10 protein-coding genes are annotated in these 14,425 nt (G+C 28.6%); 8 read left to right on the top strand and 2 right to left on the bottom strand.

Going from position 1 to position 14,425, the window contains the following annotated elements; translation table 11 throughout:
- Positions 1-15: 15 nt before the first annotated feature.
- Positions 16-915, top strand: a complete 900-nt coding sequence (locus BM319_RS03680) for a peptidase MA family metallohydrolase (protein ID WP_175495545.1) — start codon at positions 16-18, stop codon at positions 913-915.
- 921 nt (positions 916-1,836) lie between these two features.
- Complete coding sequence (locus tag BM319_RS03670) at positions 1,837-2,055, top strand: hypothetical protein (protein WP_091021337.1); 219 nt, start codon at positions 1,837-1,839, stop codon at positions 2,053-2,055.
- Positions 2,056-2,457: 402 nt separating this feature from the next.
- Here BM319_RS03670 and BM319_RS03665 read toward each other — a convergent pair whose 3' ends face one another.
- Both BM319_RS03665 and BM319_RS03660 read right to left on the bottom strand, forming a co-directional pair.
- Positions 2,458-3,651, bottom strand: coding sequence for a hypothetical protein (locus BM319_RS03665; protein WP_091021336.1), 1,194 nt, complete (start codon positions 3,649-3,651; stop codon positions 2,458-2,460).
- Positions 3,652-3,898: 247 nt separating this feature from the next.
- Positions 3,899-5,032 carry a nucleoid-associated protein gene (locus tag BM319_RS03660; protein ID WP_091021335.1) on the bottom strand — a complete coding sequence of 378 codons (1,134 nt, stop codon included), beginning with the start codon at positions 5,030-5,032 and terminating at the stop codon, positions 3,899-3,901.
- Between the two features lie 140 nt (positions 5,033-5,172).
- Between BM319_RS03660 and BM319_RS03655 the strand changes: the two genes are divergently transcribed.
- The 6 genes from BM319_RS03655 to BM319_RS03630 all read left to right on the top strand — a co-directional run bounded on the left by BM319_RS03655 (position 5,173) and on the right by BM319_RS03630 (position 14,305).
- Positions 5,173-5,382, top strand: a complete 210-nt coding sequence (locus tag BM319_RS03655; protein ID WP_091021334.1) for a hypothetical protein — start codon at positions 5,173-5,175, stop codon at positions 5,380-5,382.
- Positions 5,383-5,508: 126 nt separating this feature from the next.
- Positions 5,509-5,760, top strand: a complete 252-nt coding sequence (locus BM319_RS03650) for a hypothetical protein (protein ID WP_091021333.1) — start codon at positions 5,509-5,511, stop codon at positions 5,758-5,760.
- A 647-nt stretch (positions 5,761-6,407) separates the two neighbouring features.
- Positions 6,408-7,073 (top strand): hypothetical protein, encoded by a 666-nt coding sequence (locus BM319_RS03645; protein WP_091021332.1) that lies wholly within the window; start codon positions 6,408-6,410, stop codon positions 7,071-7,073.
- A 1,035-nt stretch (positions 7,074-8,108) separates the two neighbouring features.
- The gene (locus tag BM319_RS03640; RefSeq protein ID WP_091021331.1) at positions 8,109-10,163 is read left to right on the top strand and encodes an AAA family ATPase; all 2,055 of its coding nucleotides are present in this window, start codon (positions 8,109-8,111) and stop codon (positions 10,161-10,163) included.
- Positions 10,160-11,461, top strand: coding sequence for an HNH endonuclease family protein (locus BM319_RS03635; RefSeq protein WP_091021330.1), 1,302 nt, complete (start codon positions 10,160-10,162; stop codon positions 11,459-11,461). Before BM319_RS03640 ends, BM319_RS03635 begins: the two co-directional genes overlap by 4 nt.
- A 540-nt stretch (positions 11,462-12,001) precedes the next feature.
- On the top strand, positions 12,002-14,305 hold the full coding sequence (locus tag BM319_RS03630; protein ID WP_175495544.1) for a P-loop NTPase fold protein: 2,304 nt from the start codon (positions 12,002-12,004) through the stop codon (positions 14,303-14,305).
- Positions 14,306-14,425: the final 120 nt, after the last annotated feature.

Raw genomic sequence — 14,425 nt, 5'->3', positions numbered from 1 at the left:
ACGAGGTTTTGCAAAATGAAAAAACTTATTAAAACTTTCAGTATCACTTTATCAAGCATAATACTTATTTTAGTTTTATTTGTCATTGGTGTGGGTGTTTTTATTCACAAAACTTTGGAGAAAAAAACTCATGAAAACATACCTTATATTCAATCGATTAGAATGTTTCTGACTGCGAATTTTGAGGGTAAAACTGAAAAGGCATTAAAAGAAAATAGATTAAAAGAAAAATATCATAATATTACTATTTATTATCCAAATGATTTTTCAGAACTCATTCCAATAACGAACGAAACATTAGATTGGGCGATCAATAAAAACAAAAAAGTCTTTGGAACAGTAGAAGTAAAGCCTGTTGATCTAATCGTATTTAAAGATAAAAAAGAGTTACAGGAGTTAAGTGGTCTTATTGATGTGTCAGGGTTTTATTCGGATTTTGACAAATTAATAGCAATAAAGTACGACGATATAGAATCGATTTTAGAAAGAAACGAAACATCACTATATTTCTTTCAAAAGTCTATCTTACATGAGTACACTCATTATATATTTAGTCAAATGGTAGCAGATTCAAAAGCTGGTGCCTCAGCTTACCCATTATGGTTTAACGAAGGTATATCTGAATATATCGGAAATGATAAAACAATCGTAGAGCCTTCCAATTTCAAAGTAGTATCTTTTGATTCATTATATGATGGGGAACAGTGGCAAACAGCAAGATTTCAAGATGGCACAAATGTATATATGGAAAGTTACTTCGCTATAAAATATCTTGTAGATAACTATGGAGAAGGAATTATAAAAGAAATAATAAATTTAACTAACTCAACAGGGAAATTTGAGGAAAGTTTCGAGAAAACAACAGGAATAACTCTTTTTGATTTGGAAGATAAATTTATGTCATCCTACAAATGAAAGATATGACTCCTTATGTAACTAAAGCATGCATTAGTTGAAGTTTACGAGTTGCTAGCAGCTCGTTTTTTTTTTGAAGTAAATGGCAGTTTAGTCATAATGAACGAAACGGCTCCATTTTGCTTATCGTAGGTTGCACTTGGCAAGAATGGTAGTAATCAAAAAGAATTCGAGGAATGGATGATTGAATATCCTTATTATATTGAACTTTATGATGGTAAATTTTTAGACTCACCTGTATATAACGGGATTACAATGATTGATTTAGTTACTCAATTAAAACATTAGGTATATCCGAGTACTGAAAATAATCCCTCTAAACCAATTGGTGAGATTTCCATGATTCATGCTCAAAAGTCACACCTGCAGATCACCGATACAGCTAGGAGATTCCTCTAAACTCGTTTAGATGAATTATTTGAAATTCACGGATTCACTCAATATGAGTATCAGAAAGTTTCAAAATAGGAATAATACAAAAATGAAAAGGGATATTTTTCATTTTCTTAAATTAATGATACAAAATAAAACTAGTAATTTTGTTACCTTCATTTAAGCATATGTCTAGATAAACGTCATTATTTTTGTGTTGTTCAATGCAGATTATAAAGTAATAAAGACAGAATAATAATCTATTTCCATTATTATGACAGAAGATTTCTTGAAGCATGGTAACATCTTTTGTTTGCTGATAAAAATTGTAACCATAGCTTTTGTGAAGCGTATGTGTTCCAAAAGGTAATTCTAGTAATTGAAGTGGAGAATCAAAAGAATGTAAGTGAAAAAGATATTTCGAAAGAAAAATTGAATGAACTCCAAACAATAAAAGTGATGTGTAATTAATGTTGAAAAAAGTATTCACTTTGAATACTTTTTTTTATAATTTTAATTATCTGTAATTTTATCTAGGAGGAAAGTCTTTTGAATGAGAAAATAATTATAAACGCTATTCTACCTACCCTGGTTAAGGAAACGCTAAACTGGGGTACTCAAAAAATTATTACTATATTTAAAAATTTGAAAGGCAATAAAATAAGCGAAAGCAATTTTAAATATGCAAATTATTTTATTGATTACTTTGAACGTAGTATAGATAGCTATAATGATATTCCTACAATTGCATTAAAAAATTATAAATAGGATTAAAAGATATTTATGTACCATTAACTTTAATTTCATATAGTGAATATCAACGAGGTCATCGAATTGAAGAACGTGTCGATAAATACAATGCAAAATTTTTTAATGATTTTAATCATCAAATAATATTTGATCAGGCTGGAACTGGAAAATCTACATTAAGTAAATTTATTTGTATGAGTGCAATCGAAAGTCAAGGAGATATACCGATTTTAGTTGAACTACGGTCTATCAAAGAAAAACAATTTGAATTCTTAAATGAAAAAAATAATTGGAGAAAGGAAGAGCAATAAGTAGCTCTTCCTTTTTTAGGTTATTCAATTAAATTTTTAAAGCTGATACTACTAGAAAAACGATAAGAATTTCTAAAAACCAAACTACTGAATAAACTACTACTTTATTTTAATGATACTCTATATCTTTTGTAAGGAGTTCATTATTAAAAATTGAATCTAAATCATTATCATCTAATAAATCTTTATACATTCCTTTGATTCTCTTGAATTGTTCAATAAAGCGTTTTTGTTCAATTCTAGATTGATAATATGAAGCAATTAAATACATAAAAGAAATTAATATTAAAGCATATGCAGTATATGTAATATCCTTTGTGAAAATATTTTTGAGTTTACCACTTGATAAAGCATTGAATACAAAAATAGAAATAAAATATGTAAAAAAAAGAAATGAATTTGTTTTTAACGAATTTGCAAAGCTATTGACTAAATCACTAACTCTAATAGATAAATCTAATAAGAACTCTGAAATTTTGTTTTTTATTTCAATGTAACTTTCTACATTTTCTTTTAAATACACTGAGTAACTTGATAGTATTGAGTTGTAGGAATTATCGTCTAAATCAATTTTATTTTCATTAATTGAAATATTTAAGGACAAAATATTTTGTGTAAGCCCAATTTTGTCTTCGATTTGTTCCTCAGAATAAATCCAAAGATAAATTTTAAAAAGTGTTTCAAGACTATTAAATTCAGTAGAATTATAGTTGAATTTAAAATCAATGTGTTTATATCCTTTGATTTTAAATAAAAGTTCTTCGTTCTTAAATTCAATTGAATTAGCTATAAAACTAATTAATGTAATGTAATTTAATTTGTCAAATATAGTATTTAAATCTTCACAATCGCTCCGAGACTTTAAGTGAAAATCCTGAGGTAATAAATAATAATTTGAAGAACTAATTAAATGAACAGATTCATTACGCTTATTAATTATCTTTTCTCTATTAATATTTGAATTTTCATAGGTAAAATCATTTGAAGAAAATATTATGCTTGAACTGAAAAATTCTTGTTTAAATCCATTATCTAGGATTTTAAATAAGATAAAGTCATTATTAGTTAATAAAGAATTAAAATGATCAAGCATATTTACTAAGCTCAAGCTTTGAAGAAATGTTATAAAAATCGATATAGAATATATATGTATTTTATGTCGATTTTTAGATTTATTAATGGTTAATGTCAATGAAAAGTTACTATCTGACTCCTTAAATGCAAATTTGTCATTTAAATCAGACAAGAAATCAACAAAATTTTGCAAATTACTATTTAGTGATATTGGATCGGATCCATCCATAATAATATCCAGTATAACTGTATCATCAGAAGGAAAGAAATCAATGAAACTATGTAATTGTTCTAATGAAGGGAGCTGTAAATCGAGAATTTTAATTTCTAGATTATAGGCTATGAAATTTTCAGTTTGATGATTAATTTTATAATTTAATCCATTTAAAAATGTCTCGATTAGCTTTGTGAGTACTAAAATATTTAACCCCCCTTTATGTCTAATTTTATTCTAAATTGAAATCTTAAGAATTATATCAATTATTTTGGAATTTAAATTGATTAAATACCTTTTCATCAGTTGTTTTTATACAGATTAACATTTCCTGATTATCATTTTTAGTAGAAAATATAGAGTCGGTCATATTTTCAACATGATCAATTAATTTCAGTTCAATTTTAGGGCTAATTTTTATTATCTTTCTAATTTTAGCAGTAATTTCTTTTGGAACAATAATAAATGAAGTATCAAAATGATTTTTTGTTGTAAGTTCTTTCAGTTTTGTTTTTATATTTTCCATATTTAAATTCTCTTCAAGAGGCGGATTAACTCCAAACACATTATTTATCATATTTTCGAATGAAAAATTTTCCTGTGTTCTGTAATAGCCAACAAGATTATTCCTAAAAATTTGATAATCTTGAGGAGAAACGGGTTTTATATTTTTATTTATGAAATGATCAATTGCTTCGAATGATTTTTTTGTATTACTTTCATTTGAATTACACTCTTCAATTTCTAAAAAATCTTTTACCCAATAACTAGAGATTTTGTTGTTGCTATCGGTAACGAAAATTTCATCAACATTTTTGTCCTCGTCAAAAGTAATTAGACATGCTTTTAATGCTTTGTTTTCATATGGTAGTCCTACTTGTGGATTAAAATTATCAGCTTCGATATAATTTTCAAACTCAACTTTTGTAATCAGATACATTAGATTCCCTTTATAATTAATTTGTGTTTGAATTAAAGAGCCTACTTTGATTTCTGTAATTTGTGAATAACGTTGTTGTGTTATGCGTTCTTTTTCTAATAATCTTTTTGCTATTGTTGTTGCTGAATTTTTACTAAGTTCAAGATTAGAAGAAATTGTATTGTCAATATTTATTATGGAATCAATTTGTGTTTTAACCTGACTTGTATTACTTTGGAATTTAAAATACCTTTTATCCTGTTTTTTTAATATTTCTTGTGTTACTTTCTTTACATAATCTTTAATGCTATCGGTGTTTGTACCTTTCTCTACTATAATATTTTCATCTGTTTTAATATGATGAATCATTTCAAAGGATTGTACAAAAAATTCATTTGTAATATTACCTGTTGTCTCGACCACCGTAGAAGTCTCAATGTTTTCATTTTCTATTACTGCATTAATTGTTTCTTCCATTTGTATCCCCCTTTTTTTATTTAATTCGCAATTGTGTTAATTATAACAATTTTCTATAAGAAAATAATAGTGGAGATTTAAGATTATTAAAATTCGAAATTGAATATTTATTTTTTGATACTTGATAATATGAAGGGGAATTGTGGGAAAGGAGACTAAAATCCCGTTACGGTGGATATTTAGAGCATTATCCGAACCTAAAAGAAATACTTTATGCGATTACTATATGGAGAGAGATAAATTATAATCTTGCTCAACAAACTCATGCGTATGAGAAATTGCCTGAACCGACAGATAAGCGAAGTTTGAACCTTTTTATGAATACACTTCCATCAAAAACCGTTTATTAAAAAGATGAATCACTTGATTTGACAGGGGCTTCATAACTCAAACAACATTCTGGAACAGTGAAGAATTCCTTTGACAAATGAGATGGTGAGGATTCGATACGATTAAACCGGGTGTTCAACATCTCATTGTTTCTTGGAGATTCTCTATTTAAAAATGAAGTTGAAAATAAAGCAAATGAATTAGATATATTAGAATGGAGAACTTCAAGTTATTTTGAAGGCACCTTTGTCGCAGTCGAAAATGCAAAGTTAGCTAGTCATTTTTTTGAATTAAATAAGAATACTTTTTCATTTGAAAAAGAGTTCATATTATCGAACAAATATAAGGATTGGAGATTTTATAAAGGAATACAGTGGGTTAAACTTTTTTTCGCATAGCCTGTAGTTCAGACCTTTTGTCGTCCCATCACGGTATTCAATGCAATACACATTTGAATGCGGATGGACGAATACATATTTACATTGTGCTTTAAAAGTACTTCGACCTAGAACTCAAATCTATGTCGCTTTTTGTTTGTGTGTTTCCGTGAAGATGACTAAAAAAGTTAAAACAGAACAGATTAGGTTTTTACTTCTAACTATATTAAAATTTTCTTAAAAATGAGATTTTTATTAAAAAAAGTTGTAGGTTTGTTAGAAAATACCAAATATAATATTAGAGTGTTCTTTATTAAGAATAAATACAATGAAAATGGAGGCAATGCCCAAAAAGTAAATTTACAAGTTTTAATTATGGTCTATGAATATTTTATTTTTTTTTGGCAGTGCAAAAAACAAAGGATTTTGCTTAAATTGGAAATTTACCGATCCGTATTAGCAAAAAGGATGTTGAAAGTAGGATAGATGTTTTATCAGGTTCTTTCCATTAATCAATTAGACAGGAATTACAGGAATTAATTGGGTATCAGTTTAGTAAAGCAACGGTTCGATCATTTAATACTATGGAGACCAATATGGTTGGATAGCCTAGCTTTATTAACATAATAATCTAGATGTAGGTTTAGATCTTAGGGGGAGTATGTTTAATGCAAATGGAAAATTATTTAGTTAGTATAAGATATGCATGCGACAATTTAATTAATTTAATATGGGACACAAGAAAAGAGTATATTTCAGTGAGAACGCGATATTTAGGTATAAAAAAAATGATTGATTTGAGAATGAAGCGAATACAGAATGGAGTACTGACGATCGAAGAGCAAAGAGATTTTAATGAACTAACCCAATTATATGGTGTACGTACTGGAAATACAGGTATTGCAGTAATCTTTGAGGAAAGTAATCTAAGAAGTAAGATTGCGGAATTAGAAAATATCATGACCGCACATAGTGATTCCTATAATATTTTAAGTGGTGCATTGCTCCAAATGGCTAAGCAAGCACTTTCTATTGTCCATGGTGATATTTTTAGAAAACGAATTACAAAGGGTAGGGTAATTTTAGAAGATGGTTCTAATAAAGCGTTTCTTCTCGATTGTATTCAGCATTTCCGAAATCATTCAATTCATTTCGAACAGGGCTTAATTCGCTCGCATGATTCTTACAAATTTTTTAAAGAAAAATTAATTAAAGACAAATTTCCTAACTTTAATGATAAGTCGACAAATTATTCTTTTGAATTCATCAACTTGTTAGGTTGGGATGAATTTAACAAGTTTAAAAATGATTTAAAAAGTATTATTACTAAATAAGGTACAAAAGGCTTATGTAGAAAAATGTAAATAGATTCACGTGAATATACACCTTGTTAATATATATTTGATTTACTAAAGAGGGACGCAATTGGAGGGAGTAAATTTGTTAGAAAATAAATTACAAGAAAAAATATTTAATATGATTTCACAAGGAAAATTATATGAATCAATAACAAATAAAGACAACATCCAGAAAATGGTTATTACAAATATTAAGAACTTCATCCTCAGTTAAGGATTTTTGGTATCCAGGCTTTTTAAAAAATGGCATTTTAGATTTTATTCTCGAGATTGCCAAATCAATAGCTTGTTCCAATTCCGGATTATTATTAAAAAGTTGTACAAAGGTTTCCTCAATTAATGGATCAACGAATGCACGAAGTAGGGCTTCGGCTGAATTGTCGCTTATGGAACGGCATTTTTAGTCGAGAAAATATAATAAAAAAAACCTTGTAATTTGATATTATCCCCTTTAGGTAGACATTTTTGCCTACTTCTACCGAACCAGAATTTATACATAAAGTATTGACACGTGTTTATTGACTTATCAAATTATGAGAATTTTGATATTGATAAGCAATCTATGAAATTTATGGATATTTTAATCAATCGTAAATTTATTTAAAATTAAAAGCTCTTGAAATCTATGATAAGTAAGCTGATTAACGATTAAAACTATTGGCCTAACATGTACATCTTCTCTATTTTATTAAATATTATATAAAGGACCATGTAATACAGATATGTTTAATAATTATATTAAAACAGATAACAAAATGCATTCTTATCTAAATATCATCCAGATACAGCAGAATAGTAGTATAATAATTTTGATTGGAAATATTTACATAATAATAGTTTATAGAGGATGAGAAAAATGAGATCCTGTGCTGTGCAGGTTGTTTTGAAGATTTCTAAATAATTAATAAATAATTGCCAATGGAGCTCATGGTGTCCTTTTGGGGATGGACGGTTATTTCCTCTAAACTTGTAATGATTTCACTAGACTAGTAAATTTGGGGGAATAGAATCATGGAGTTAATATATTTATGGGTTAAGAGCTATGGAGGCTTTAAAGAATCAGATTTTCATTTTCGGAACGATTATCAATTTGTGTATGATCCTATGACTTACTATTTACACATTAAGAATGGAATAGGGGAAAGAATGCCAAATCATTTTTTTGGCCCGAATATATCGAACTTGAGCGTAATCGTAGGTGATAATGGTGCAGGAAAAACTACACTCCTGAGGATGATTTTGAATAACCTCACAACTTTAGAGGATTCATCTACTCCTTTTATTGTGGGGTTCTATGACCAAGAGCAAAATAACTTAAAAGTATACAGTCATATGATACAAATTGAGAAAATAGTGTGCTTCGAAAAGAAAGTGACTCTCATGAAGAAAGGCTCTTTTGAGGATTGGATAAATCAAACAAAATTTGTTTATGTAAATAACGTTTTAGATATTCATGATTATTCACAGGCAAAATCGTCTATGGTACATGATGCATCCGTTGGAGGGCTATTGAGAAATGATTATACAAATGCTCTCCAAAAGAAAAAAATAAGTATAAATGAAAATCAAATTTATCATTATTTTAATAAGGAAATACTTAGACAAATTGATTTCTTATATCACTATAAACTGGGAGAATTTGAGACCATACCGTTCTTTGAAATGTTAAATCTTTTAACAGTTAAGACTGTTGATAATGGTAATAATCGAACTATTCTTAAAGAATCACTAAAGAATGTACTCTATAGGGATAGCCTTAATAAACATGGGAATAGTTATAGAAACTTAAAGGAAGATAGCCTTGAAAAGCTTAAAAGTAGCGATTTAATGGCAATGTGGGATAAAAATATTGAGAAATTACTCTCTATGGTTCAACAATCAATTAAAAAATTTCATTATATTAGTAGTGAGTATCAGATTTTCAGTGTAGAGTCAAAATGGTCATTCCTAGTTGCTGATCATTTGGTTATTAATGCCATTAAATATATTGCAGAGCCTGAGGGTACATTAGACGATAGGTATAAAGAATTGAAATGTCTCTTTGATGCCTATCAACAATATGATAACCAAGATAGTATTATATCGTTTAGCAGAAAATTTTTAGAAAGAGTTCAGAAAAAATTAGAGAAAGCAGGAATCATCAATAAATATGATATTACCCCATATATATCCTTTTTGAAGTGGTTGGAAGATGAGTATGAGTTGCTAGATGTAGAGGTTGACAAAGAATCGGGCTCTACTATTCGAATAAAACTAAACGATACGAACAAAGAACGATTTCGTTCCTTTTTCGAGCTTTATAATAAAACTTGTGATCCTTTTTACTTCCTAAACTTTTCATGGGGATTGAGTACAGGGGAAAATAATTTATTAAGTCTTTATTCTAGACTACATTCAGTGTTAAAACTGGACACGGGGAATATGGCGACAAGCGATAAGGTTTTAAACTATTCCACTGCAGAAATTCAATGTAAAAATGTCATGCTTTTAATTGATGAAGCTGATCTATCTTTTCATCCAAAATGGCAAATTCAATACATAAACCGCTTATTGCACATACTAAAGGTTATGTTCAAATCTTGCGAGGTGCAAGTCATACTAACCACTCATTCTCCGATGTTACTTTCGGATGTTCCGAAGAGTAATGTTATATATTTAAAAGGTGGTATAAATGACTCCTTAAATGACCATTCTGAAACATTTGGGCAGAATGTCTACACTTTATTTAAAGATGCCTTCTTTATGGATCAAACTGTTGGTGAGTTCTCAAATATGATAATTCAAGATGTCGGTTACGGGATAAACAATTGGGTGCAAGCCACAATTTACAATGATTTAGAAAACAATCAGATTTCCCGTCTCAAATATTATGAATATATAACTGGAATAATAGGTGAAAATGTGATTAGAAAGGCATTCGAAACCAAACTCCAGAGGCTTCGAGAGTCATATCAAACTGAAAAGCTAAAGAGTGCAATGAGCCTGTATAGTGAAATGTCGACCGAAGACCGAAATCGTTTGATTGATTACATAATTAAGATTAATTCAAAGGAACAGGAACAATGAGAAAAATAAATCTATCCGATAAAGCTATCTTAATGCATGAGCAGTATTTTGAAAATAATATACTAGTAGAAATAAAGAATGAATACCAAAATTCATCGTACCACCCTTCACTTTCTGAAATAAGGGCATTGAAAAAGAAAGTGGAACCCAAATGGGAGGAAACGAAAATCCGAAAAAAACTAGTAAGACAACATATTTTGTTCCTAAGGTATGTTGAAAATCGGTACAAGATCTTTGCAACGGGAAAAAAAACAGATTTAAAGGAACTAAATGAATTTATAAAGGAAAACTTTCACCTTGTTTATCATTTAATACGAATTGATGTAAAGAATCAAAAAGGAAATAATTACTCTAACCATTTGAATAAAATATTCTGTTATGAAAAGTTTAAGGTAAAAGATTTTTTTTACTACATAAAAAAATTGGCTATTAGAAATTTAAAACTAGATCAAAATTCACGTTATTCACACAAAATTCAAGATGAAATCGTAAACATTTTAGTAACCAATTATCCAAACCATACTAAAGAAATATTCTCTAAACTTGGTAAAGGTGAACTTTATGCTTCTGAGTGTGAAAAGAATTTTAGAGAACTAACTAAACTAAATATCACTATGGATAATTTTAAACAGTTAGATATTTTTCAGAAAGAGTGGAACGATTATCATTTTATATTGGAAAGCAGCATAAGAGTCTGTCCCTATTGTAATCGACAGTACATTACTCCAATTCTATCGGATAATGGAAAGATGCGGGCGGATATTGATCATTTTTTGCCGAAGAATGAATATCCTTACTTCTCAATGTCAATCTATAATTTGGTTCCTGTATGCAAACCATGCAACCAATCGCTGAAAGGTGATCGGAATTTTACTTTTGACAATATCAGTCCTTATGACGATAATATTAGTGATTATTTTAAATTCGAAGCGAATTTAAGTACCTATGAGGTCTCTACGGTAGTATCAAAAGGTCAGGATGCCATATATCGTCATCTGGATATTTTTAAGATAGAAGCATTGTATAATTATCATCAAAATCATGTTGAGGAGCTAGTAAAAAAAAGAATTGCATATCCGGATAAATATATTCAAGATTTATACGAAAAGAACAAAGACTACTTTAACAACGAACTTGAGGTAAAACAAATTATAGTTGGGTATATTCATGATATCAATAGATTAAATGATGAAGCCTTTCTCAAATTCAGGCTGGATTTGGCTCAACAACTTGGTTTTCTAGAAACTTGCGGTCAGGATAGAATTGATAGACTAAAGGAGTTAATCAAGGTTACCTAAACGGCTAATCAATTCCTTGGGCTCCGTGGTGACATTCTTAAAGCGTTATGATTAGAATTATTAAATAGAGGCGATGGAATTCTTGCAATATATAAAACAGGTGATATTTTGCTCCAAAGTAAGGAACTTAATAGGTGTATAAAATTTCCGTTTCAATTAGATTTGACTATAAAAGATATAAAAATTACGTGGTTTTTCTTTAAAATTCTAGTATCCACTTTTGGTTAACAAAGGATAGTAGTTTTTAGAGATTTTTTATTATAGATGTGAAAGCATGATGATGAAACAATTCTACGGGAAATTTGGTATGAAGCTTTGAATCTTTTGACATATATTTAGGCTTTAGTTTTTTACGATAAGTGGAAAAATACTAATAATCTAATAAAATTTTATGGGTAAGTGATTTAATACTAGGTAATTAATTTGTGTCTATAAATTAATCTACCAAAAGGTATAACAAATTGTGATTTAACAACGATATGAAGGGAGTAAGGTGCGTTTCTTTTTTTGAAAGAAAATTTTTTCGAGGAGCTAAAAATCTTGAAAGTATATCTAAAACACTATCTTATAAGCGATTCACCTTATGAAACGGGGGGACAGAATGATTTATTTATAACACAGGATAAAAAATTATTTGAACAAGTTGTACTAGAAATCGTCAATGGAAACTCAGCGAGCTTCTTAATTTCTGGATATAGAGGAGCAGGCAAGACATCATTTATTAACAAGATTAAAGAAAAAAGTTTAGAAAAAGAAAGTGATATGTTGTTTATCTCCCTAAACTTTGGAAAGTATGAAGAGTTCTCAATGATTCTTAGGAAGATAATAAGGGAAGTATATTTAGCTATTGATGATAAAATACTTATTAGCAATAATGGAAAGAAGAATTTACCTAAGAAGTATAAGGAAAAACTTGAAGAGGATAATTCAAGTTTAATAAGGGAATTAGAATTAATTTATGAAAGAACATTTTATCAGATTACGGAAAATCGAAAAGATAGTCTTCAAATAGATAAAAATATTAGTTATAAAATTACTCATAATATTAAGAAAACTGTCATATCTGTTGGACTTCTAATTTTTGCAGGAATTGGAAAGGGGGTTAATATTTTTGAGAAAATGCTTGGATTAAATAATACTTACTTGGACTGGGCTGTTCTTTTGGGAACTTCACTTTGGGCTGGATTTGAAACCTTTAAGCTTACCTTGGAATATAGTAAAAAAAGGACAGAATTAGATGAATTAAGTCGAAGTTCTCTATATGATAACGAGATAGCAGAGTTTCAGCTAAGGAAGATACTTAAGAGGTTAAAAAAGTCGGGACTAAAATTGGTATTTATTATTGATGAACTAGATAAGATTGATGAAGAAGAAAAATTAAACTCATTAATCAGCGAATTAAAGCCTTTAATGTTATCAGGTATAGCTAGCTTTATATTAATATCGGGTCAAAAGTTATACTACAAATATCAAGCATCTCATACTGTTGACGATGCAGTTATCTCTAGTATTTTTTCCAAAACAATTCATATTCCTTTATTGTCCGTTGAGAAGTTTGAGACGCTATTTAAAACTCTATTGGTAGAAGAAAGTGACTACGCTAATACGCTATTACAGGATTATGTAAACTCTAACATACTACAATCCAATAGATTAGCAAGGCGTTTTATAAATCTCATTCGTCAAAATCTATCATGGGAAGAAAAAACTAGTTTTATAGACATAGATGAGAAGCGTGCCAACGGGTTTAAGACAGATACCCTACTTCTAGGAGTGATTAAAGAGATAGAAGAAGAGAATATTAAAGGGGAAAAATTTGCTAATGGGATTAAAGACTTTCTAATAACCCAGCTACATATATGGATCCAAAAAATAAAACTAAATAGATATGTTTCATTTACCATAAATGATATTTATGATTTAGAGCAGTATTCTAAAGAATTGCATTCTAGTTGGTACCTAACAATATTAAATAATTTATCATTAAAACTTCTAGATAATCTGGTCGGAAAAGGGCTTCTAGAAAAAGAAAGTAAGGAGATAGAAGAGGAAACTAAATTTTTTTACAAATGGAAAGATGATTTTGAGGTAATAGTTGATGAAGGAATTAAGCAAGATGATGTTAAATGGATTTTCATGGATAATTTTGTAAAGGTAGAAAAAATGACAAGAAAAATTTACCATGAATTAATTCAAAGTGGAATACTTCATGTAAATCGTCGAAATGTTAGTTTTTGGATAATGATTAGTGAATTAAAAAAGAACGGAATCTTAGAACTTCGAAAAATAGAGGAACTAGCTATACGTGTAAATTCATTAAAAAGCAAGATTTCGCATGGGGAGGACTTGAATGAGAGCGACATGACTTTTATGCTGCTCAATTCAAACCAAGCACTTAATAAAGTTGGTACAACAATTATAGAGCAACTTTTCTATTATTTCATACAAAAGTATACTAATGAAACAAATTTCAAAAGTCACCAAATGGAAAAGAACAAACCATTTAAATTTTTATGTATTGATGAATCAATTAATCTACATATATGTTTTAAGATTATATTACTTAAAAAAGATTTTTCATTTTCTAATTATATAAGAATAACTCTATCTAACTTTAAGAACTATATATCTAAAAACCCAAAGAGTCATCTAGTTTTTTTTATCTATTCTGAGGAAGATATTATTTATCAAGAAAAATTTAAAAGTTCATTTGAACATCATATAAAAGAATATAGTGATCTAAGAGAGCATATTTGTTATTACTATTATAATGATTTAAACATAAACCAGTTAAATGAAGACTTGGCCCAAGTATTACACAATCACTTAGAAGTTTTGCAATAATAATTTTCTCACTATTATTTACAGTTGAGGAGTATCGAAGATTAGTAGCTGCTATTGATGATGAGAATTACGTTGGTTTCGGATCAAAGGTTAAAACGTTTGTTTTTCTAGATACAATGG

Origin of the sequence: Bacillus sp. UNCCL81, assembly GCF_900112535.1 — a bacterium.
Taxonomy (GTDB): Bacteria; Bacillota; Bacilli; order Bacillales; family Bacillaceae_G; genus Gottfriedia; species Gottfriedia luciferensis_B.
This window is presented reverse-complemented; position numbering and strand designations above follow the sequence as displayed.